Source organism: Mycolicibacterium flavescens, from assembly GCF_001722335.1.
In the GTDB taxonomy this organism is placed as follows: Bacteria; Actinomycetota; Actinomycetes; order Mycobacteriales; family Mycobacteriaceae; genus Mycobacterium; species Mycobacterium flavescens.
The window spans coordinates 39,463-60,489 of record NZ_MIHA01000029.1 but is presented as its reverse complement, the minus strand read 5'-3'; the positions used below and the strand labels follow the sequence as shown (position 1 = coordinate 60,489).

The 21,027-nt window shown below is 70.7% G+C and carries 21 protein-coding genes; 7 read left to right on the top strand and 14 right to left on the bottom strand.

What is annotated here, in order from left to right; translation table 11 throughout:
- From BHQ18_RS26495 to BHQ18_RS26485, 3 genes are all read right to left on the bottom strand, one after another.
- Positions 1–953 (bottom strand): hypothetical protein (locus BHQ18_RS26495; RefSeq protein ID WP_109789422.1); only part of this gene is annotated, 953 nt, incomplete at its 3' end.
- Entirely contained in the window at positions 953–3,247 is a 2,295-nt protein-coding gene (locus tag BHQ18_RS26490) for a CoA transferase (protein WP_069416629.1), read from the bottom strand. The genes BHQ18_RS26495 and BHQ18_RS26490, both read right to left, overlap by 1 nt.
- 7 nt (positions 3,248–3,254) lie before the next feature.
- Entirely contained in the window at positions 3,255–4,130 is an 876-nt protein-coding gene (locus BHQ18_RS26485; RefSeq protein WP_069416628.1) for a TIGR03619 family F420-dependent LLM class oxidoreductase, read from the bottom strand.
- A gap of 150 nt (positions 4,131–4,280) precedes the next feature.
- On the opposite strand from BHQ18_RS26485, the gene BHQ18_RS26480 reads away from it, so the two are divergent.
- Positions 4,281–6,698 carry a phosphoketolase family protein gene (locus BHQ18_RS26480; protein WP_069416639.1) on the top strand — a complete coding sequence of 806 codons (2,418 nt, stop codon included), beginning with the start codon at positions 4,281–4,283 and terminating at the stop codon, positions 6,696–6,698.
- 11 nt (positions 6,699–6,709) lie between these two features.
- Positions 6,710–7,465: a CPBP family intramembrane glutamic endopeptidase gene (locus tag BHQ18_RS26475; protein WP_069416627.1), complete on the top strand. Its 756-nt coding sequence runs from the start codon at positions 6,710–6,712 to the stop codon at positions 7,463–7,465.
- A 3-nt stretch (positions 7,466–7,468) separates the two neighbouring features.
- On the opposite strand, the gene BHQ18_RS26470 is transcribed toward BHQ18_RS26475, so the two are convergent.
- Positions 7,469–8,056 carry a CGNR zinc finger domain-containing protein gene (locus BHQ18_RS26470; protein ID WP_069416626.1) on the bottom strand — a complete coding sequence of 196 codons (588 nt, stop codon included), beginning with the start codon at positions 8,054–8,056 and terminating at the stop codon, positions 7,469–7,471.
- 112 nt (positions 8,057–8,168) lie between these two features.
- Here BHQ18_RS26470 and BHQ18_RS26465 point away from each other — a divergent pair, with 112 nt between their 5' ends.
- On the top strand, positions 8,169–8,645 hold the full coding sequence (locus BHQ18_RS26465; RefSeq protein WP_069416625.1) for a hypothetical protein: 477 nt from the start codon (positions 8,169–8,171) through the stop codon (positions 8,643–8,645).
- On the opposite strand, the gene BHQ18_RS26460 is transcribed toward BHQ18_RS26465, so the two are convergent.
- Complete coding sequence (locus BHQ18_RS26460) at positions 8,642–9,667, bottom strand: zinc-binding alcohol dehydrogenase family protein (RefSeq protein ID WP_069416638.1); 1,026 nt, start codon at positions 9,665–9,667, stop codon at positions 8,642–8,644. The two genes, BHQ18_RS26465 and BHQ18_RS26460, sit on opposite strands and share 4 nt — an antisense overlap.
- A gap of 248 nt (positions 9,668–9,915) precedes the next feature.
- On the opposite strand from BHQ18_RS26460, the gene BHQ18_RS26455 reads away from it, so the two are divergent.
- Positions 9,916–10,161, top strand: a complete 246-nt coding sequence (locus tag BHQ18_RS26455; RefSeq protein WP_069416624.1) for a CDGP domain-containing protein — start codon at positions 9,916–9,918, stop codon at positions 10,159–10,161.
- A gap of 87 nt (positions 10,162–10,248) precedes the next feature.
- Here BHQ18_RS26455 and BHQ18_RS26450 read toward each other — a convergent pair whose 3' ends face one another.
- The 3 genes from BHQ18_RS26450 to BHQ18_RS26440 all read right to left on the bottom strand — a co-directional run bounded on the left by BHQ18_RS26450 (position 10,249) and on the right by BHQ18_RS26440 (position 13,397).
- Positions 10,249–11,337 (bottom strand): APA family fibronectin-binding glycoprotein, encoded by a 1,089-nt coding sequence (locus tag BHQ18_RS26450; protein ID WP_069416623.1) that lies wholly within the window; start codon positions 11,335–11,337, stop codon positions 10,249–10,251.
- A gap of 221 nt (positions 11,338–11,558) precedes the next feature.
- Positions 11,559–12,611, bottom strand: coding sequence for a sulfate/molybdate ABC transporter ATP-binding protein (locus tag BHQ18_RS30970; protein ID WP_069416622.1), 1,053 nt, complete (start codon positions 12,609–12,611; stop codon positions 11,559–11,561).
- 21 nt (positions 12,612–12,632) lie between these two features.
- Entirely contained in the window at positions 12,633–13,397 is a 765-nt protein-coding gene (locus tag BHQ18_RS26440) for an ABC transporter permease (protein ID WP_069416621.1), read from the bottom strand.
- 161 nt (positions 13,398–13,558) lie between these two features.
- On the opposite strand from BHQ18_RS26440, the gene BHQ18_RS26435 reads away from it, so the two are divergent.
- From BHQ18_RS26435 to BHQ18_RS26425, 3 genes are all read left to right on the top strand, one after another.
- Positions 13,559–14,230, top strand: a complete 672-nt coding sequence (locus tag BHQ18_RS26435; protein ID WP_069416620.1) for an SDR family oxidoreductase — start codon at positions 13,559–13,561, stop codon at positions 14,228–14,230.
- A gap of 74 nt (positions 14,231–14,304) precedes the next feature.
- A complete protein-coding gene (locus BHQ18_RS26430) occupies positions 14,305–15,231 on the top strand; it encodes an LLM class F420-dependent oxidoreductase (protein WP_069416619.1) in 927 nt (308 codons plus the stop codon).
- 110 nt (positions 15,232–15,341) lie between these two features.
- Positions 15,342–16,715, top strand: coding sequence for a type II NADH:quinone oxidoreductase Ndh (locus tag BHQ18_RS26425; RefSeq protein WP_069416618.1), 1,374 nt, complete (start codon positions 15,342–15,344; stop codon positions 16,713–16,715).
- Here BHQ18_RS26425 and BHQ18_RS26420 read toward each other — a convergent pair.
- The 6 genes from BHQ18_RS26420 to BHQ18_RS26395 are packed head-to-tail and all read right to left on the bottom strand — an operon-like array spanning position 16,712 to position 21,004.
- Complete coding sequence (locus tag BHQ18_RS26420; RefSeq protein ID WP_069416617.1) at positions 16,712–17,338, bottom strand: urease accessory protein UreD; 627 nt, start codon at positions 17,336–17,338, stop codon at positions 16,712–16,714. The genes BHQ18_RS26425 and BHQ18_RS26420 overlap by 4 nt on opposite strands.
- Entirely contained in the window at positions 17,338–18,012 is a 675-nt protein-coding gene (gene ureG / locus BHQ18_RS26415) for an urease accessory protein UreG (RefSeq protein WP_069416616.1), read from the bottom strand. Before ureG ends, BHQ18_RS26420 begins: the two co-directional genes overlap by 1 nt.
- A gap of 10 nt (positions 18,013–18,022) precedes the next feature.
- Positions 18,023–18,658, bottom strand: coding sequence for an urease accessory protein UreF (locus BHQ18_RS26410; RefSeq protein ID WP_069416615.1), 636 nt, complete (start codon positions 18,656–18,658; stop codon positions 18,023–18,025).
- A gap of 2 nt (positions 18,659–18,660) precedes the next feature.
- Positions 18,661–20,382 carry an urease subunit alpha gene (locus BHQ18_RS26405; RefSeq protein WP_069416614.1) on the bottom strand — a complete coding sequence of 574 codons (1,722 nt, stop codon included), beginning with the start codon at positions 20,380–20,382 and terminating at the stop codon, positions 18,661–18,663.
- Entirely contained in the window at positions 20,379–20,693 is a 315-nt protein-coding gene (locus BHQ18_RS26400; RefSeq protein ID WP_069416637.1) for an urease subunit beta, read from the bottom strand. The genes BHQ18_RS26405 and BHQ18_RS26400 overlap by 4 nt, the downstream gene beginning before the upstream one ends.
- A gap of 8 nt (positions 20,694–20,701) precedes the next feature.
- Positions 20,702–21,004, bottom strand: a complete 303-nt coding sequence (locus BHQ18_RS26395) for an urease subunit gamma (protein ID WP_069416613.1) — start codon at positions 21,002–21,004, stop codon at positions 20,702–20,704.
- Positions 21,005–21,027: the final 23 nt, after the last annotated feature.

Below are 21,027 nucleotides of genomic sequence, written 5' to 3'. Positions count from 1 at the left end.
GACGGGAAGCAGGAGTACAGGTCGACGTGGTCGATGTCGTCGATGCCCAGACCCGCCAGCTCCAGCGCGCGGCGTCCGCCGATGCGGATCGCCGGCGACGTGTGGAACTCGGCGCGCTCGCCGATCGCGTACGTGTCGTGCGAGTCGGTGCCGGCGTACGGGAACACCCAGCGGTCCCTGGGGATCTGAAGATGTTCGGCCTTCTCGACCGAGGTCAGCACCAGCACCGCCGCCTGGTCGACCATGTTGTTGGAGTTCATCAGCTTCGGGTACGGCCAGCTGATCATCCGGTTGTCCGGGCCCTCGCGCCAGATCTGTTCGGCGGTCAGCGCGGTGCGGTTCCAGGCGTTCGGGTTGGTCGCGGCCACCGCGCTGAACTGTGCCCACAGCTCACCGATGTGGCGGCGGTGTGCCTCGGTCGAGCGGCCCGCGGCGATCCGCAGCGCCTGTTCGAACATCGGGTAGACGTAGGCCGGCCTGTCGAGGTTGATGCGGATCTCGGCCGGACCGGCCATCGGCACGCCGTCGTCGGCGCCCTCGGCCATCGGCACCGACTCGTCCTGGCGGCTCCAGTCCGGTTTGACCCCGTTGCGGCGCAACCGGTTCCGGGTACGCCACGTTTCCGCGCCGGCGATCAGCACCGCGTCGGCCCGGCCGCCCTGGATGTCCAGACACGCCTCGTTGACCAGGGACTGCGGCGTGTTGCCGCCGATGCCGGTGTAGCGGGTAGCGGCGTTGTCCGCGCGGATGCGCTGCGCGAGAAGCAGACCCGGATCGCGGTACCGCCACGACAGCAGGTTGACGACCCGCACCGAGTCGACGGTTTCCAGCACGCGCGGGTCGGCGGCGGCCCGTGCGGCCGCGACCATCAGGTCGACCGGTTCCACCGCGGGGTTCTCGTCGCGCTGGTTGACCTGACCGTAGCCGACCAGCACCGGAGTTCTGGGGTCCATCATGTCCTCTCCTCGTCGGCGAACAGCGCACCGCACGCGATCAGCCGGTCGGTCTCCTGGGTGGACATGCGCAGAAGCTCACCGCAGAGCTGCCGGGTGTGCTCGCCGGGTGTGGGCGCCGGTCGCAGCTGCGCGGGCGGGATGTCGGCGAACGGCGCCGGCCCGGTCTCGCTCAGCAGCGGCGCCTCGAACAGCGGATGTGTCATGTCGGTGAATACTTTTCGCGACCGCACCTGCGGATCGGCCGGAATGTCGACGGCGCGGTTCATCGGCGCCGCGGCGATGCCGGCGTTCTGCAGCAGGTGCGCCACCTCCGTCTTGTCCCGGTGACTGGTCCAGTCCACCATATCCAGCCCGCCGGTCACCTCGGTCACCCGCGCCCCGGGTTCGATAGACACCAGGCACCATTCGTCGTCGCCGGCACACGGGTAGACACCGTGGACGGTCGACTCCTCGGTCACGTCGTGTCCTGCCGCACGGGCCGACTCGGCAACATAGCGCGTCGCCAGCTGATGGATGGCGGTCTCGGCCTGCGAGACATGCACGTGGGCGGGCGCGCCGGTGCGGTCGCGCCGAATCAGCGCGGCCAGCGCCCCGATCGCGGTGGTTCGGGCCGACACGTGGTCCGGGAAGATGGTGGTTGCGTCGTAGTTTCCGCCGTCGGCGGAAGTCCACAGAGCGCTCACGCCGGTCGCTGCCCGTACCAGCGGTCCGTAGCCCATGCGCGCGCTCCACGGACCCGTCATCCCGAACGCGCTGCTCTCCGCGAGCACGATCCGCGGATTGAGCTCGAGCAGGCGGTCGTACGAGAACCCCAGCGAGGCAAGCGTTCCCGGCCGGAAGTTGGCGAACACCGCGTCCGCGTCGCGGACCAGCCTGGCGAACAGCGCGGCGCCCTCGGGGTGGCGCAGGTCCAAGCCGAGGCTGCGCTCGTTGCGGTGCGTCAGCGCCCACGACCGGCTCATCACCTGCCCGGGCGGGGTCTGCCGCAGGCCGTCGGGATAGGCGGCACTCTCCACCTTGACGACGTCGGCGCCGAGGTCGGCGAACAGCCGGCCCAGCTCGCCGCCGGCGACGATCACCCCGAGGTCGAGGATGCGCAGGCCCTCGAACGGCCGACGCAGCGCGGCGTGGGTGCCGGCGGCGACCGGCGGGCCCGGCCACACCGGTTCGCTCGATCCGGCCGTCGTGGCGAACCAGCGCACACCGGCGCGGTGACCGTCGACGACGAACGGGCCCGCGGGCGCCACCACGTCGGCGTCGCCGAGCGCCAGGGTGGTCAGCGCACCGGTGACGCGAAAATGGTCGGTGGCCAACACATCTGCGGGGGCCAGAAGGGCGGCGACCGGCACGCCGCGGGCCTGTCCCTCGGCGACCAGTTCGGCCATGGTGTGGCGGGCGAACACCTCGCAGATCGCCGCATTGAGTTCCCGAGACGCCGCGTAGCGCGCGGCGATGGTATCCAACTTCGGGTCGGCGAACTGCGCGGGCTCACCGAGCCAGGCCCGCATCCCCCGCCACTGGCGCGGCGAGAGCAGGCACAGCCGCACCTGCCCGTCCCGACAGGCGAATATCGGGTAGATGTTCTGGTTGCGCGGCCTGCCCCGCCAGATCTCGGTGGTCTTCTTGACCCCGACGGCGGCCTGCCCCTCCGAACCGAACGGCGGGTCCAGCGACTGCAGCACCCCCTCGAACCGGGAGAAGTCGATGTATTCGCCTGCGCCGCTGCGTAACCGGCGGTAGAACGCGGCGAGCGCCGCCCACGCCGCCTGGGTGGCGGCGGTTCCGGTTCCCAGCCCGACCGGAGGCGGCACCGGGGGCCCCGCCATCGGCCCGCTGCGTGACAGCGCCGTCGACAACGCGTACAGCACCGGATCGGTGGCGCGCCACGACGCATACGGGCCGGTGGTGCCGAAGTCGGTGACCGACACCGCGACGAGGTGACCGAACTGTGCGGCCAGCGCGGCGCACGACGTGCCGAAGGGTGCGGCAAGACCGGAACTTCCGCTGTCGACCACGATGTCCGCGGTAGCGGCGAGCTCGTACAGCGTGTGGCGGTGCCCGGCATCCGCCGGGTCCAGGACCGCACACCGCTTGTTGGCGTTGGCCACCGCGAACGCCAGGCTCACCCCGGCGACTGCGGGCAACGCGCGACGGTCCGGGCTGCCGCCTGGCGGCTCGATCTTGAGCACGTCGGCGCCCAGGTCGGCAAGCAACCGCCCGACGCCGTCGGACTGCGCGCCGCCGAGGTCGAGCACCCGAACGCCGTCCAGCAGAGGCTGGTTCACCGGCACTGCCGGTTCATTCGGACAACAATCGTTTCGCCCATCGCAGGTAGTCGTCGGTGTCCTCGGCAACGTACATCAGGTCGACGAACACGTCGGAGAAGCCGGCGCCGGCCAGTGCCCGGATCGCCTCGGCGACGTCGTCGGGAGAGCTGCCCTCGCCGACGTTGATCCGCACCACCGTGTCGATCTGCGCCGGGTCGCGGCCGGCGGCCCGGGCGGCGGCGTCGATCACGTCGCGCTGCGCCCTGAGCACGTCGGGCATGACGAAGCCGGGAACCACGGCCACCGGCAGCCACCCGTCGCCGCGCTCACCGACGCGCGTCAGGCTCGCCGGCGTCATCGCCGACAGGTAGAACGGCGGGCGTGGCTGCTGCGCCGGTTTCAGGTCGATCCACGACTGCGGCAGGGTCCACCGCTGGCCGTCGTGCGCCGAGGGATTCGTGGTCCAGATGGCATCGAGGGCGTCGAGCATCTCGTCGAGCTGCGCTCCGCGCCGGCGGAACGGCGCGCCCGCGGCCGCGAACTCCTCGGGCGACCAGCCGATACCGAAGCCGGGTTTGAGCCGACCGCCGCTGAGCACGTCCAGCGCGGTGAGCTGGCGTGCCAGCACCGCGGGCGGATACCAGGGCGCGACGAGCACGCTGGCGCCGAGCGCCACCCGGTCGGTGACCGCCGCGGCCACCGCCAACGCGATGAACGGATCGAAGCCGGCACGGAACCGTTCGGGGATGGTGTCCTGACCGGCGTAGCCGACGCTGGGATTCACCGGCGTGACCAGTCGGTCACCGACCCAGAGGCTGTCCGCGCCGAGTTCCTCGACGGTGGTCGCGAAGCGAGCGATGTCGGCGCGAGCCGAAGCCCCGAACTGAGGCAGTGCGAATCCCAACACGCTGCACAGGCTAAACGGTCGCGGCCCCGCCAACCTGGGCCCGATCTGCCGACCTCGAGTGGGAATGGGCCGGGCTGACGGTGCGTAGCGTCCGCCCCAGCGGGTACTGGAAGTCCGACGTTGTTCACCCCACTCGACGATGATGAGTTGATGACTGCCCAGGCACTGTCTCCCACGCTGTCCGCCGACGAACTCGAACTGATCGACGCCTACTGGCGTGCGGCCAATTACCTGTCCGTCGGCCAGATCTACCTGTTGGACAACCCGCTGCTGCGTGAGCCGCTCGCGCCCGAGCACGTCAAACCGCGGCTGCTCGGCCACTGGGGCACCACCCCCGGGCTCAACCTGGTCTACGCGCACCTCAACCGGATCATCCGGGACCGCGACGCGAACATCATCTACATCACCGGCCCGGGGCACGGCGGCCCGGGCCTGGTCGCGAACGCCTACCTGGAAGGCACCTACAGCGAGGTGTACTCCGGAATCTCCGAAGACACCGAGGGCATGCGGAAACTGTTCCGGCAGTTCTCCTTTCCCGGTGGTATCCCCAGCCACGTGGCCGCCGAGACGCCCGGCTCGATCCACGAGGGCGGTGAGCTGGGTTACGCGCTGGTGCACGCGTACGGTGCGGCGTTCGACAACCCCGACCTGGTGGTCGCATGCGTGATCGGCGACGGCGAAGCCGAGACGGGTCCGCTGGCGGCGAGCTGGCACTCCAACAAGTTCCTCGACCCGGTCACCGACGGTGCGGTGCTGCCGATCCTGCATCTGAACGGCTACAAGATCGCCAACCCGACGGTGCTGGCGCGGATCCCGCAGGAGGAACTCGAGTCGCTGATGCTCGGCTACGGCTACCGGCCGATCACCGTCGCCGGCGACGATCCCGCCAACGTGCACCAGCAGCTGGCCACCGCGTTCGACGAGGCCTTCGACCAGATCGCCGCGATCCAGCGGGCCGCCCGCCTGGACGGCGAGGCCGGTCGCCCGCTGTGGCCGATGGTGGTGTTGCGGACCCCGAAGGGCTGGACCGGCCCCCGGAAGGTCGACGGCAACAAGGTCGAGGGCACGTGGCGGTCACACCAGGTCCCGCTGTCGGGGACCCGCACCAACCCCGAACACCGCGCGCAGCTCGAGGACTGGTTGCGCAGCTACCGTCCGGAGGAGCTGTTCGACGACAACGGCGGCCTGCGACCCGAACTGCGCGCGATCGCCCCGCGCGGCGAGCGGCGGATGAGCGCCAACCCGCACGCCAACGGCGGGCTGCTGATGCGGGACCTGGACCTGCCGTCGTTCACCGACTATGCGGTGCCTGTGGAGGCGCCGGCCTCCGAGTCGAGCGAGGCGACCCGGGTGCTGGGGGCTTTCCTGCGCGACGTCATCGTGCGCAACCCCGACCGGTTCCGGGTGATGGGACCCGACGAGACCGCCTCCAACCGGTTGGCGACGACGCTGGAGGCGACCGACAAGGCGTGGATGGCCGAGATCGAACCCGACGACGAGAGCCTGGCCCCCGGCGGGCGGGTGATGGAGGTGTTGTCCGAACACCTCTGTCAGGGCTGGCTCGAGGGTTACCTGCTGACCGGCAGGCACGGGTTGTTCAACTGCTACGAGGCGTTCATCCACATCGTCGACTCGATGCTCAACCAGCATGCGAAGTGGCTGTCCAGCAGCCGGGAGCTGCACTGGCGGATGCCGATTCCCTCGCTGAATTACCTTCTGACATCGCATGTCTGGCGACAGGATCACAACGGCGCCTCGCACCAGGACCCCGGCTTCATCGACCACGTGGCCAACAAGCGCCCCGAAGTCGTGCGGGTGTACCTGCCGCCGGACGCCAACACCCTGCTGTCGGTGGCCGACCACTGCCTGCGCAGCCGCCAGTACGTCAACGTGATCGTCGCCGGTAAGCAGCCCGCGCTGAACTACCTGGACATGGACTCCGCGATCGCGCACTGCACCAGGGGGCTCGGGATCTGGGAGTGGGCGAGCACCACGACCGCGGAACCCGACGTGGTGCTGGCCTGCGCCGGTGACATCCCCACGTTGGAAACCGTGGCGGCCGCCGACATCCTGCGTCGCAGGCTGCCCGGGCTGAAGGTCCGGGTCGTCAACGTCGTCGACATCATGCGGCTGCAGCCCGACTCCGAGCATCCGCACGGGCTGTCGGCGCGCGACTTCGACTCGATCTTCACCAGGGACAAGCCGATCATCTTCGCCTACCACGGCTACCCGTGGCTGATCCACCGGCTGACCTACCGGCACACCAACCACGCGCAGTTGCACGTGCGCGGTTTCAAGGAGCGCGGCACCACGACCACCCCGTTCGACATGGTGATGCTCAACGACCTCGACCGGTTCCATCTGGTCATGGACGTCATCGACCGCGTCGAGGGGCTGGGCAGTAACGCGGCCGGGCTGCGTCAGGAGATGGCCGACGCCCGGCTGGCCGCGCGGCGCTACACCCGCGAGCACGGTGAGGACGATCCGGCGATCTCGGGGTGGACCTGGGACCCGGACTATTCAGCGCCGTCGCTGTCTCAGGACACGCTCAGCGAACACAGTCGCTAGACTGGATTTTCGTGTCCGACCAAGCCGTGCCAGCGCCGCATCCGCTGGTCGAACAGCTCTCCGCCCTGCACCGGTTCCGCACGTACGTCGACGTCGCGGTGGTCGTGGTGGTGCTGGCGCTGACCAACCTGATTGCGCACTTCACGACGCCGTGGGCCAGCGTCGCGACGGTGCCGGCGGCCGCGCTGCTGTTGGTGGCGCTGGTGCGCTCGCGCGGCCTGGGTTGGGGCGAACTGGGGCTGAGCCGCGAACACTGGAAGTCTGGCGCCGGCTACGCGCTGGCGGCGGTCGGGGTGGTGCTGACGGTGATCGCGATCGGCGCGCTGCTGCCGTGGACGCGGCCGATGTTCATGAACAACAACTACGCGACGATCTCGGGTGCGCTGATCGCGTCGATGATCATCATCCCGCTGCAGACCGTGATCCCCGAGGAGTTGGCGTTCCGCGGCGTTCTGCACGGCGCGCTCGACCGGGCGTGGGGCTGGCGCGGTGTCGCAGCGGCGGGGTCACTGTTGTTCGGGCTCTGGCACATCGCCACGTCGCTGGGTTTGACCAGCAGCAACGTCGGCTTCACCCGGATCTTCGGCGGCGGGGTGATGGGCACGGTCGCCGGTGTGGTGCTCGCGGTGGCGGCCACCGCGGTGGCCGGGTTCGTGTTCACCTGGCTGCGGCGGCGCAGCGGCAGCCTGATCGCGCCGATCGCGCTGCACTGGTCGCTCAACGGCCTCGGCGCGCTTGCCGCCGCCTTCGTGTGGCACCTGAGCTGACGGTCAGGTCGACGACCGTCGGCGGGCGCGGAACTCGCGATTCTTGAGCTTGTTGCCGCAGGTGGCCATGCTGCACCAGGTGCCGCCGCGGTTGCGCGACCTGTCGTAGAACGCCCACAGGCACTCGTCGTTGGCGCAGGCCTTCAGGAGCGGCCAGGTACCGTCGCGTTGCGCGTCGCGCACCGCCAGCAGCAGTCCCAGCACCCGGTCGCGCAGTGATGCGGCGGAGGCCGCCAGCCCTACCTGACCGTCGTCGCCGATCTCGGCGCGGGCGACGCTGCCGGCTGTCACCGCCCGCAGCGGCGCGAGCGCCTCCGGGGTGGGTGCGGGTCCACCGGAATTGTGGATGACCATCGCGCGGAACGCCTCTCGCACGTCGCGCAGGAATCGAAGGTCGGCGTCGTCGACATCCTCGTCGGCGGCGAGCAGTTCCTGGGATTGCAGCCAGGGCCGGGCGTCGTCGGCGTGGGCCAGGCGATCCGGCCCCACGGGCAGCTCGACGGTGTTGATCAGGCTCTGGACGCGCGCCAGCCCCGGCGGTGCCGGTTTCGTCTCGGTGTCGCCGAGCCATTCGCGGGGTGCAACGCTCATGAATCCACTGTACGGACGACGTGACTGGTATAGCAATTTGACCGGTCATGCGTGACCTGTATAGCATTGATGATGGTCATCCTGTCCCGCTGTCGAAACAAAGCTGATTGATATGTCTGACACCTCGATACCCGTCACCCTGAATATCTCCCCCGTCGCCACAACCTCCTCGCCGACCTGGATCCCGCCGGTCACCCGCCTGATCGCCCGCATCAAGGCCGCCGATTTCGACCGTCGCCTCGCCGTGGGCGCCCCTGCACCCGCCGGTAGTGCGCTGGCCGCGCACTGCGCGCGGTTGACGTCCCCCAGGGAGCGCGAGGCGGTCACCCGTGCGCTGCGCCGGATCGTGCGCGACGCGCGCGGGCGGGGCCCGCTGATGTCGTCGCGGGTGCCGCTGCACACCCCCAACATCGCCGCCGCCGAAGACCTGATCGACGACATCACCCTGCGGCTGCACTCGCCTCGCCCCGTGGCGGCCCGCGGCATGGCCCGGCTGCGGGTGCTGCTCGCCGACGGCACCGGGCCGCTGTACCGCTACGGTCGCGGCGATCTCACGGGCCGGCTGGGCGCGGCGCTGGCCGAGCTCTAGATTCGCAGGACCGCAGCGCCCGAGACGCGGCCGGCTGCGAGGTCGGCCAACGCCTCGTCGGCGCGGTCGAGTGGATACTGCGGACAACTCACCTCGAGGTGGTGCGCGGTCGCGAACGCCAGGAAGTCGCGTGCGTCGTCGCGCGTGTTCGACGTCACCGAGCGCAGCTGCCGCTCCTGGAACAGGTGGCGCTGATAGTTCAGCATCGGAATGTCGGACAGGTGGATGCCGGCGACGGCCAGCGTGCCGCCGCGGTCGAGCGCCTCCAGCGCCGGCGGTACGAGATCGCCGACCGGAGCGAACAGGATCGCTGCGTCCAACGCGACCGGCGGCTGGTCGGCGGCGCCCTGCGCGGAGGCCGCCCCCAACGCGAGCGCGAGCTCGCGGGCCCGCTCGCCGCGGGTCATCACGTGGACCTCGGCACCCGAGGCGAGCGCCACCTGCGCGGTCAGATGCGCGCTGCCGCCGAACCCGTAGATGCCGAGCCGCCCACCGGCGGGCAGCTCTGCACGCATGAGCGCCCGGTATCCGATGATCCCCGCGCACAGCAGCGGCGCCAACTCCGCGTCGGTGTAGCCGGAGGGCAGTCGGTGCGCGTAAGCACCTGCAACAACGGCGAACTCGGCGTATCCACCGTCGGCGTCCCAGCCCGTGTAGCGGGACTGCGGGCACAGGTTTTCCGCGCCGCGCAGACAGTACCGGCACCGACCGCAGGTGTGACGCAGCCACGCGATCCCGACCCGGTCCCCGACCGCGAACCGCTCGGTGTCCCGCGCGCCCCCGTCCCCCACGGCGTCCTCTCCGATCGAGACCACCTCGCCGACGACTTCATGGCCGGGCACCACACCTTCCCGTCGCACCGCCAGATCACCCTCGGCGACATGCAGATCCGTGCGGCACACCCCGCACGCGCGCACCGCAACCAGAAGCTCACCGGGACCGGGTCGCGGCACCGGCAACCGCCCCCGGGCCAGCGGCCGAGTCTGCATCGGGCCGGGACGGCGGACCTGCCAGGCCGTCATCGTCGTCTCCACCACGCCATCGTCGCGCGGCGTGTCGTTCACCGTCGGCGAACGGCGCTAACGACCGCGCGGACCCGACGGACAGAGTTCATGGGGCACCCGCGGATTTGCGTGGCGGCACCGGAGAAGGGTAGGGAAAATCCCGATTCCTATGTCATAACAACGGCATAACCTGGAGATCACGACGGGCTGCAGGAACGGCTTCGTACCGGCTGTGGGATGCCGGTACCGCGAAGAGAGGGTGGAACATGAAATCACTTGTCGCACTGGCGGTCGGCGCGCTCGCGGCCGGCAGCATCGCGTTCGCGGCCCCGGCCAGCGCCGGGTGCCAGGGGGGTTGGACGCCGTGGGGCGGCGGAACGATCTGTGACGGTCCGGTCAGCGCCGACGGCAACTTCGAGCGCTGTCAGACCGCGGGAGCGATGGGCTTCGGCGGCACGAATTGCTTCATCGCCAACGTCGCCAACGCGAATCCCCCGCGCGTCGGCCCCTGAGACACGCTCCGCTCGAGCGCTTTCCGCCAGACAAGAATCGGGTTCACCCCACGGTGTCGGCCGTGGAGTGAACCCGAGTCTTTTTGATCAGGCGGGCGGCAGCATGCCCGGCGCGCTCTCCGGGGCCACCGGAACAGCCACCCCGACACCCGGTCGAGCCGGCGGCGCGTTCGGGTCCGGCGGCGGAGCGTTGGGGTCCGGCGGCGGCGGGGGCGCGTTCGGGTCCGGCGGCGGAGCGTTGGGGTCCGGCGGCGGTGGCGGCGCATTCGGATCCGCGGGCGGCGGAGGCGGCGGCGCGACGTAGGGCCGGATGGAGTTGGCCAGCGTCACCGCTTCGTCCTTGGGCACAGGGTTGTTCGCGGTACCCAGCCAGACCACGAACCACCGCTCGGGGGTGCGCTGGCCCCGCGGGGTGCCCGGTTCGACCGGATTGCCGACGACGCCGGCCCAGATCTGACCGTTCGGCTTGTTCGTGTCGGTGAATTTCACCTCGTAGTACGAAGCGACGCCGGGCATCCCGTTCGCGTCGAGCGGGACGGTCTCCTGGTTGACCCGGGTCCCCGGGAACGGCATGAAGAACTCGCCCATGTCCGAGGCCAAGCGCTGGGCGGCCTTGGTGTTGTCGGTCTCGGCGCCTGCGAACAGCTTCAGGTCCAACCGGCCGAGCAGCACGCTGGTGTCACTCGGCGGTTCGGCACCCTCCGGCGTGATCTTGGTCAGCAGCGCCTGTCCGTAGGACAGCTGAGTGGCGTCGGACACCTTCCATCCCGCCGGGACGACGTAGCTCAGGCCGCCGGCGGGCACCTCGACACGGCCGGGCTCAGCTGGCGGTGGGGCGTTGGGGTCAGCGGGCGGCGCCGGCGGGGCGTTCGGATCCCCCGGTGGTGGTGGCGGCGCTCCCGGGGGCGGCGGAGCAACGTTGGGATCCGCCGGCGGAGGCGGTGGGGCGTTGGGATCCGCGGGCGGCGGAGCGGGTGCGCCGGGAGGCGGCGGTGGCGGCGGCGGACCCTGCAGGAAGGTATTGCCCGGCGGCGGCGGCGGTGGCGTCGGTTCGGGCTGAGCCTGCGCAACGGAAGGCAGCGCGAGCGCCGCCGCCGTGGCACCGGCCAGCGTCGCCATCGCCAGCTTCTTCGAGCGGCCCCTGCGGTGGTGAGAATTCGCGTCCGGCAGATCCATGGGGAAGAAACTACCGTGTTACCGGCGTGACGCAAGTGTGAGTTGCTGAAAATGTGTCACGATTTGAAATAGCTGACTCCGGTAAGTGGGCAGGCCAGACCGTAAATAAAACGTTGCTGACACGGTCGGGCGGCCCGCGCCTGTCTCGGCGTGGGCGGCGCGGGCTCAGGGGCCGCGGCAACGGTGTCTCAACCGGTGTGTCGTGGTCCGCCGGTCGCGCGTTACGCACCCGGATGCAGCGCCACCGCCTGCGCCTTCACCGCGAAGTGGACCCGGTCGCCGGGCACCAGGCGGAGCTCCGCGGCGGAGTCCGGCGTGACGTCGGCGGCCAGTCCGGGGCCGCCGTCGGGTTGTTCCTCGCCGCGGACCCGGATCGCCTGCCCGCGGCTGTCGAGTTCGGCGACCACCACCTCGACGGTGTTGCGCGGGCTGCCCGACGGGCGGTCCCGGTACACCGCGACCGCCGCCGGGTCGAAAAGCGCCACCGCGGGTCGGCCGGCCACCACATCGGCGCCGGCGACGCCGTGCCACGTCGCACCCCAGGCCGTGTGCAGCACGCCGCCGTCGCCCGCCGTGCCCGCGACGAGGTTCACCCCGGCGAAGCGGGCCCCGAACCGACTCCGGGGCCTGGCCAGAATGCTTGCCGCCGGACCGGTTTCGCTGACCCGGCCGTCCTCCAGGATCAGCACCCGATCGGCGAGGGTCAGCACGTCGAGCACATCGTGGGTGACCAGCACGACCGAGCGCCCGTCGCGTCCGAGGACCCGGCGCAGCACCGTGCGCATCGCGGCGGCCGCGGCGACGTCGAGGCCGGCCAGGGGCTCGTCGAGCAGCAGCACGTCGGGCTCGGCGGCCAGCGCACGGGCCAGCGCCACGCGCTGCGCCTGTCCCCCCGACAGCTGCCGCGGCCGGCGGTCCGCGAGATCGGCGGCGTCGACCTCGGCCAGCCAGTGCGCCGGGCGGCTGCTCCCCGGCGGGAATGCGACGTTGCCGAGCACGCTCAGATGCGGGAACAGCAGCGCGTCCTGCAGCAGCAGGCCGACCCGCCGGTCATGGGTGGCGACGTGCCGGCCGGACCCGGTGTCGGTCAGCACCCGCGAGCCCACCCGCACGACACCGTGGTCGGGGCGCACCAGGCCCGCGATCACGTGCAGCAGCGTGGACTTGCCCGCCCCGTTCGGGCCCAGCACCGCCAGCACCTCGCCGGCGGCGACGTCGAAGGCGACGTCGACACCGCGGGCCGCAACGACCGCGCGCACATCGATCCCGGTCACGCCGTCCCGCCGATGGGGGTCCTACCAGGCACTGGCACCTCGCAACCGCCGGCTGCCCAGGCCGACAACCACGACGGCCGCCACCACGACCAGCAGCAGCGACAGCGCCACCGCGGCGTCGGGGTCGGCCTCGCGCTGCAGGTAGATCTCCAGCGGCAACGTGCGGGTCACGCCCTCGCGGGAACCGGCGAACGTCAGCGTCGCGCCGAACTCCCCCAGCGACCGGGCGAACGCCAACACCGCCCCGGACACCAGGCCGGGCGCCAGCAGCGGCAGCGTCACCCGCCACCACACCCGGCTGGGCCGGGCGCCCAGCGTCGCGGCCACCACCTCGTAGTCCGCGCCCGCGGTGCGCGCGGCCCCCTCCAACGCGATCACCAGGAACGGCAGCGACACGAACGTCTGCGCGAGCACCACCGCGGTCGTGGTGAACGCGATCTGGATGCCCGCCGCCTCCAGATGCTCACCGATCAGACCCAACCGGCCGAACGCGTACAGCAGGGCCAGGCCTCCGACCACCGGCGGCAGCACCAGCGGCAGCAGGATGACAGGCCGCGCCGCGCGCAGCAGTCGGCTGTCGCTGCGCGCCAGCACCAGCGCCAGCGGGACCCCGAGCAGCAGGCAGAGCACGGTGCTCGCGGTGGCGGTGCGCAGGCTCAGCAGAAGCGCGGTGACCGACGACTCGCTGCTGATCAGACCGAAGAAGTCCGGCCAGCCGACCTTGGCCGCGACGGCCACCAACGGCAGCGCGACGAACAGCGCGCCGAGTGCGGCGGGCAGATACATCCACCGCGGCAGACCAGCGGAATCGCTCAACCCGGTGCCACCCTCCGGTCCACGAGCCAAACCCTATGGCATCGACCCGCGCGCCGGTTTCGTCCTCTAGCTACTGTCCAGTAACATTTCCGAGGAACCGTGTGGTTCGACGACGACAGGGAGGTCGCGCGATGGATGTGCTCGTCACCGGTGGTGACACCGATCTGGGCCGCACGATCGCCGGGGGCTTCCGCGAGCAGGGGTGCCGCGTCGTGATCGCCGGCGCTCGCCGCGACGAGCTCGAGGTGGCCGCCAAGGAACTCGACGTCGACGCGATCGCGTTCGACAACACCGATCCGGCCAGCCTAGAGGCGGTCCGGCCCCAGTTCCCGCATCACCTCGACGCCATCGTCAACGTGCCGGCCCCGGCCTGGCACGGCGGCGACCCGCGGACGTATTCGCTGGCCGATCTGGCCGCGGCGTGGCGCAGCGCGCTGGACTCGACCGTGCTCTCGGCCGTGCTGACCGTGCAGATCCTCGGCGACCATCTGCGCTCGGGCGGTTCCATCGTGACCGTGGTGCCCGAGAACCCCGCCGAAGGCAGCGCCGAGGCGGCGATCAAGGCCGCGGTCTCGGACTGGACGGCGGGTCAGGCCACCCACTTCGGCACCCGCGGCATCACGGTCAACGCGGTCGCCTCCGGCCGCAGCGTCGAACCGGGCTACGACGGCCTGTCGCGGACACCACCGACGGTTGCCGACGAAATCGCAAGGCTCGCAGTGTTTCTCAGCACTCCGGCCGCCCGGCACATCACCGGTCAGACGTTGCATGTGAGCCAGGGCGCGCTCGCCAACTTCGGGTAGTCGCCGCTTATTCCGCGGTTCGCCGACAGCTAAACGGGCTGCTGCCTCCGCTTAGCTGTGGTTACGTGAGTTGCGTGATCAAACTCGGACTCCAGATCCCCAACTTCTCCTACGGCACCGGCGTCGCGCAGCTGTTCCCCACCGTCATCGCGCAGGCGCAGGAGGCCGAGGCCGCCGGCTTCGACTCCGTCTTCGTGATGGACCACTTCTACCAACTGCCCGGACTCGGCACCCCCGACCAGCCGATGCTGGAGGCCTACACCGCGCTCGGCGGGCTGGCGACGGCAACGCAGCGCGTGCAACTGGGCACGCTGGTGACCGGCAACACCTACCGCAACCCCACACTGCTGGCCAAGGCGATCACCACCCTGGACGTGATCAGCCAGGGCCGCGCGGTGCTGGGCATCGGCACCGGCTGGTACGAGCTCGAACACGACAGCCTCGGCTACGAGTTCGGCACCTTCACCGACCGGTTCAACAAGCTCGGCGAGGCGCTGGAGATCATCCTGCCGATGCTGCGCGGTGAACGGCCCACCGTCGAGGGCACGTACTACCGCGCCAAGGAGGCGATGGCCGAGCCCCGCTTCCGCGACCACATCCCGCTGATGATCGGCGGCAGCGGTGAGAAGAAGACGATCCCGCTGGCCGCGCGGCACTTCGACCACCTCAACATCATCGCCAGCTTCGACGACCTGCCGCGCAAGGTGCAGGTGCTGCGGGAGAACTGCGAGCGCATCGGCCGCGATCCCGCGTCGGTGGAGACCAGCGTGCTCGCCGTGGCCATCATCGACGAGAACGTCACCGTCGACGCGCTGCCCGACGCCTTCAAGCGACAGGCCGTCGTCGGCAGCCCCGAGCAGATCGCCGAGCAGGTCCAGACCAACGTCCTAGACGCCGGGGTCGACGGGGTCATCCTGAGCCCGGTCACCAACATCAACGGCTACCAGCCCGGCGGGATCACGGCCGTCGCCGAGCAGCTCAGGCCGCGGCTAGGCCTGTAATCCTGGCCGCGACGTGTTATATGCCACAACGGACCGGATCGTCGATAGCAGGTTCGGGCGACTACCGTTACGGGTAGAACTGCACGTGAAGCACCGCCGAGGAGCCCAACATGAGCCATCCCGGAGCCACTGCATCTGATCGACACAAAGTCGTGATCATCGGATCAGGGTTCGGTGGGCTGACCGCTGCCAAGAAACTCAAGCGGGCCGACGTCGACGTCAAGATGATCGCCAAGACCACCCACCACCTGTTCCAGCCGCTGCTGTACCAGGTGGCCACCGGCATCATCCCGTCCGGCGAGATCGCGCCGCCCACCCGGATGATTCTGCGCAAGCAGAAGAACTGCCAGGTGCTGCTCGGCGACGTCACCCACATCGACCTGACCAGTCAGACGGTCAAGTCGGAGCTGCTGGGCCACACCTACGTCACGCCCTACGACACGCTGATCGTGGCCGCCGGTGCGGGCCAGTCCTACTTCGGCAATGACCACTTCGCGGAGTGGGCGCCCGGCATGAAGTCGATCGACGACGCGCTGGAGCTGCGCGCCCGGATCCTGAGCGCGTTCGAGCAGGCCGAGCGTTCCAGCGACCCGGCCCGGCGCGAGAAGCTGCTGACGTTCACCGTGGTCGGCGCGGGCCCGACGGGCGTCGAGATGGCCGGGCAGATCGCCGAACTGGCCGACCACACGCTCAAAGGCGCGTTCCGGCACATCGATTCGACAACAGCACGGGTGATCCTGCTCGACGCGGCGCCCGCGGTGCTGCCGCCGATGGGCGAGAAGCTGGGCAAGAAAGCGCAGGCGCGGCTGGAGAAGATGGGTGTCGACATCCAGCTCGGTGCGATGGTCACCGACGTCGACCGCAACGGCATCACCGTCAAGGACTCCGACGGCACCATCCGGCGCATCGAATCGGCCACCAAGGTGTGGTCGGCCGGTGTGCAGGCCAGCCCGCTGGGCCGCATCATCGCCGAGCAGTCCGACGCCGAGGTGGACCGCGCCGGCCGCGTGCTCGTGCAGCCCGATCTGTCGATTCCCGGTCACCCCAACGTGTTCGTGGTCGGCGACATGGCGCACGTCGAGGGCGTTCCCGGCCAGGCGCAGGGCGCGATCCAGGGCGCCCGGTACGCCGCCGACGCGATCAAGGCCGAGCTCAAGGGCGCCGACCGCACGCAGCGCGAGCCGTTCAAGTACTTCGACAAGGGTTCGATGGCCACAGTGTCGCGGTTCTCCGCGGTCGCCAAGATCGGCCCGCTGGAGTTCGGCGGGTTCATCGCCTGGCTGGCCTGGCTCGGGTTGCACCTCATCTACCTGGTCGGGTTCCGGCGCAAGCTCACCACGCTGGTGTCGTGGACGGTGACGTTCCTGTCGACGCAGCGCGGCAACCTGACGATCACCGAGCAGCAGGCCTACGCCCGCACCCGCATCGAGGAACTCGAGGAGATCGCCGCGTCGCTGCAGGACTCCGAGAAGGCGGCCAGTTAGAGCGCTCGGCCCTGCCAGGTCGACAGGCAGCCGCCGGCGGCCAGTGCCAGCGGTGTGCCCGCGGTCTCGGCCTCGCGCTGCGGGTAGTGCAGTTCGCTGATCGCGGCCATCGGGGTGCCCAGCTCGTCGTCGGCGACCGCGCCGACGCCCAGTTCGACGCGGTGGCGCAGCAGCGGCGCACCGTCGACGTCGGCGTGCAGCGAACCGGACCAAAACCCCTGTCGCTCATCGGTTCTGCCGATCTGCACACGTTCGCGCACCCGGACTCCGGCGGCGCCGCCGAGGGTGAGGCGCGTCGAGGTGTGGTGGCGCGAGGCGGCCGCGACGATCGTCGGCTGCGGGTCCAGGTCGAGGTGCCCGTCGACTTCGAGCGTCCAGATCGCGTGCGATTCGAGCGTGACCGCACCCGGTAGCACCACCGTCGCCGCCGCGCTGCGCACCCGCAGCGTGGCACCGGCCTCGACGACCACCCGGATGTGCAGGTAGTCGCCGCCCAGCGGGGTCGCCGCCGCCGACACCAAATGCACGGTGTCGGGTTCGGTCAACCGGGCGGCCAGCGCGCCGGTGCACTCGATGCGCGGGCGGCGGTGCGCAGACGCCGCGACGAGCACCTCGGAACGCACTAGACGGACACCCGCACTTGGTCGCGCACCCACGCCAGCACCGGGCCGGCGCCCGGATCGTCGGTCAGCGACACCAGCACGAAGGGCCGCTCACCGCGCACGGCGGCCGCATCGCGGCGCATCACGTCGAGGTCGGCGCCGACCATCGGCGCGAGGTCGGTCTTGTTGATCACCAACAGGTCCGAGAACGTCACGCCGGGACCGCCCTTGCGGGGCACCTTGTCGCCGCCGGCCACGTCGACGACGAATATCTGCGCGTCGACCAGGCCCGACGAGAAGGTGGCGGTCAGGTTGTCCCCGCCGGACTCGACCAGGATCAGGTCCAGCCCGGGGTGGGCGGCCACCAGGTCGTCGATCGCGTCGAGGTTGGCGGTGATGTCGTCGCGGATCGCGGTGTGCGGACACCCGCCGGTCTGCACGGCGGCGATCCGCTCGTCGGGCAGCACGGCGTTGCGGCGCAGGAAGTCCGCGTCCTCGGTGGTGTAGATGTCGTTGGTCAGCACGGCCAGCGACAACTCGTCGCGCAGCTGTCGGCACAGTGCCGCCACGAGCGCAGTCTTCCCCGACCCGACCGGACCGCCCACCCCGATACGCAACGGCTCGCCCTGGCGCCGTTCGCGTTTGGGCCGCGGCGGGTGCTGGTGCGGATCTCCGTCGAGGTAATGCGGTGGCATGGCGGTCCTTTCACGACACGAACAGGGGGCGCTCGCGTTGGACGTGCCGCTGGGCCAGCACGTCGAGCAGCGGGTCGGACAGGTCGGCGAGCTCCTTGACCGCCGCGGCGGCGGTCCGGTCACAGCACGACGCCAGCTCGAAGGTCAGCGCGGCGACGTCGCCGGGATCGAGGGCCAGCAGGCGTTGTGCGGCCGTCGCGCTGGCGGTCATCGTCGTGTAGACGACCGACAGGGCGGTCTGCTCCGGCGTCAGTTCCGCTGCGCGACCGGCGATTCCGGCGGCCACCGACAGATGGGGCGTCGTTCCCAGGGCGTCCCAGTCCTGGTCGGGCCACACCCGGCGGGCCAGCCGCACGAGGCCGCGGCCCTGGGCGCGGGACGCATCGCGCGCGGCCGGCGCCGGGGTGCGTGCGTCGGTCTCGCGGTCGGCCGCCTCGACCGACAGGCTGCCCGCGTGCACGGCCGCGGCCAGCGACGCCGTCACCAGCCCCTGGGTGCGGATGCGGCGCCGCAGATAGGCCCGCAGCGTCGGCACGTCGGCGACCAGGCCGCCGGTCACCGCCTCCTCGACCCCGCCGGAGTGCACGTGCCCGCCGGTCGGCAGTCGGGAGTCGGCCAGCGCGAGCAGCGTGGTCAGGTTCGTCATCGCTAGAACAGGAAATAGCGTTGCGCCATGGGCAGTTCGGCGGCCGGCTGTTCCTGCCAGACCTCGCCGTCGATGCGCACGGTGAACGTGTCGGGGTCGACCTCGATGCGCGGCAGCGCGTCGTTGAGCGGCATGTCGGCCTTGCCGACCTGCCGGACATTTCTGACCGGAACCAGCCGGCGCCTGATGTCGAGGCGGTCGGCGAGCCCGTCGTCGGCCGCCTGCGGCGCGACGAAGTGCACCGACGTGGCAGCGGCCGCGGGCGCGGCGGCGCCGAACATCGGCCGCGGCAAGACGGGCTGCGGCGTCGGGATCGACGCGTTGGCATCCCCCATCGCCGCCCAGGCGATCATGCCGCCCTTGACCACCGCGTGCGGACGGACCCCGAAGAACGCGGGCTCCCACAGCACCAGGTCGGCCAGCTTGCCGACCTCCACCGAGCCGATCTCGCCGTCCAGGCCGTGCGCGACGGCCGGGCAGATCGTGTACTTGGCGACGTAGCGGCGGGCGCGGTGGTTGTCGGCTGCGCCGTCACCGGCGAGCGCCCCGCGACGGCCCTTCATCACGTGCGCGGTCTGCCAGGTGCGCAGCACCACCTCGCCGATGCGGCCCATCGCCTGCGCGTCGCTGCCGATCATCGAGATCGCGCCGATGTCGTGCAACAGATCCTCGGCGGCGATCGTCGACGGCCGGATCCGGCTCTCGGCGAACGCCAGATCCTCGGGCACGCTCGGGTTGAGGTGATGGCACACCATCAGCATGTCGAGGTGTTCGTCGAGGGTGTTGACCGTGTGCGGCCGGGTCGGGTTGGTCGAACTGGGCAGCACGTTGGGATGCCCAGCGACGGTGATGATGTCGGGTGCGTGCCCGCCGCCGGCGCCTTCGGTGTGGTACGCGTGAATCGAGCGGCCCCGGATCGCGGCCAGCGTGTCCTCCACGAACCCCATCTCGTTGAGCGTGTCGGTGTGGATGTTGGCCTGCACCCCCGCCGCGTCGGCGACGGTCAGGCAGGCGTCGATCGCGGCCGGGGTGGTCCCCCAGTCCTCGTGCAGTTTGAAACCCGCTGCGCCGCCGCGTAACTGCTCCCAGAGCGCGTCGGCGCTGACGGTGTTGCCCTTGCCCAGCAGCGCGACGTTCAGCGGCCAGGTGTCCAGCGCTTCGAGCATCCTGGCCAGGTGCCAGGAGCCCGGCGTGACGGTGGTGGCCTTGCTGCCCTCGGCGGGACCGGTGCCGCCGGCGACGATGGTCGTGATGCCGCCGCCGAGGGCCTCCTCCATGATCTGCGGGCAGATCAGATGCGCATGGCAGTCGATCGCTCCGGCGGTGACGATGCGTCCGTTGCCGGCGATGATCTCCGTCGACGGGCCCACCACCAGGTCCGGGTGCACGCCGGACATGATGTCGGGGTTACCGGCCTTGCCGATCGCGGTGATCCGGCCGTCCCGGATGCCGATGTCGGCCTTGATGATTCCCCAGTAGTCGAGGATCACCGCGCCGGTGATGACGGTGTCGGGGGCGCCGTCGGCGCGGGTGGCCCGCGACTGCCCCATCGACTCGCGCAGCACCTTGCCGCCGCCGAAGACCGCCTCGTCGCCCGCGAGGCCCGGCCCGCCGCTCCGGTCCTCGGTGATCTCGATGAACAGGTCGGTGTCGGCGAGCCTGATACGGTCGCCGGCCGTCGGGCCGAACAGCGCGGCGTACCGGGGCCGCGACAACCCGCTCATCGTGCGTCCAACCGGCCGGGCGGAGTCAGGCTCAGGCCGTGCACCTCGCGGGACCCGGCCAGCGGGACCAGTGAAACTGTCTGCGCGACACCGGGTTCGAAGCGCACCGCGGTGCCGGCGGGAATGTCGAGCCGGTGACCGTGGGCGGCGTCGCGGTCGAACGACAGCGCACCGTTGGCCTGCGGCAGGTGGACGTGGCTGCCGACCTGGACGGGTCGGTCGCCGGTATTGACGACCTCGAGCTCGCGCCGCGCGGCACCAGGGTTGATCTCGATGTCGCCGTCGCCGTGCACCACCTCACCGGGAATCATCGGCCGGCTCACGGGATCGGATGGTGGACGGTGACGAGTTTGGTGCCGTCGGGGAAGGTGGCCTCCACCTGGACGTCGTCGAGCATCTCGGGGACTCCCTCCATCACGTCGTCGCGGCCGAGCACCTCGCGGCCGCTGACCATCAACTCGGCGACGGTGCGGCCGTCCCTGGCGCCCTCGAGCAGATGGTCGGTGATGATCGCGACCGCCTCGGGGTGGTTGAGCTTGAGACCGCGGGCCTGACGGCGGCGGGCGAGTTCGGCCGCATAGGACACCAGCAGCCGGTCTTGTTCATGCGGCGTCAATCGCATAGTGGGCGATCCTGCCACGGCGC

Coding starts and splice junctions, on each gene's coding strand:
- BHQ18_RS26405 (WP_069416614.1), bottom strand. CDS start 20,382: ATGAGCGGGTTGTCGCGGCCCCGGTACGCCGCGCTGTTCGGCCCGACG.
- BHQ18_RS26465 (WP_069416625.1), top strand. CDS start 8,169: ATGTCTGACACCTCGATACCCGTCACCCTGAATATCTCCCCCGTCGCC.
- BHQ18_RS26480 (WP_069416639.1), top strand. CDS start 4,281: ATGACTGCCCAGGCACTGTCTCCCACGCTGTCCGCCGACGAACTCGAA.
- BHQ18_RS26395 (WP_069416613.1), bottom strand. CDS start 21,004: ATGCGATTGACGCCGCATGAACAAGACCGGCTGCTGGTGTCCTATGCG.
- BHQ18_RS26425 (WP_069416618.1), top strand. CDS start 15,342: ATGAGCCATCCCGGAGCCACTGCATCTGATCGACACAAAGTCGTGATC.
- BHQ18_RS26440 (WP_069416621.1), bottom strand. CDS start 13,397: ATGTATCTGCCCGCCGCACTCGGCGCGCTGTTCGTCGCGCTGCCGTTG.
- BHQ18_RS26455 (WP_069416624.1), top strand. CDS start 9,916: ATGAAATCACTTGTCGCACTGGCGGTCGGCGCGCTCGCGGCCGGCAGC.
- BHQ18_RS26435 (WP_069416620.1), top strand. CDS start 13,559: ATGGATGTGCTCGTCACCGGTGGTGACACCGATCTGGGCCGCACGATC.
- BHQ18_RS26400 (WP_069416637.1), bottom strand. CDS start 20,693: ATGATTCCCGGTGAGGTGGTGCACGGCGACGGCGACATCGAGATCAAC.
- ureG (WP_069416616.1), bottom strand. CDS start 18,012: ATGCCACCGCATTACCTCGACGGAGATCCGCACCAGCACCCGCCGCGG.
- BHQ18_RS26460 (WP_069416638.1), bottom strand. CDS start 9,667: ATGACGGCCTGGCAGGTCCGCCGTCCCGGCCCGATGCAGACTCGGCCG.
- BHQ18_RS26450 (WP_069416623.1), bottom strand. CDS start 11,337: ATGGATCTGCCGGACGCGAATTCTCACCACCGCAGGGGCCGCTCGAAG.
- BHQ18_RS26410 (WP_069416615.1), bottom strand. CDS start 18,658: ATGACGAACCTGACCACGCTGCTCGCGCTGGCCGACTCCCGACTGCCG.
- BHQ18_RS26470 (WP_069416626.1), bottom strand. CDS start 8,056: ATGAGCGTTGCACCCCGCGAATGGCTCGGCGACACCGAGACGAAACCG.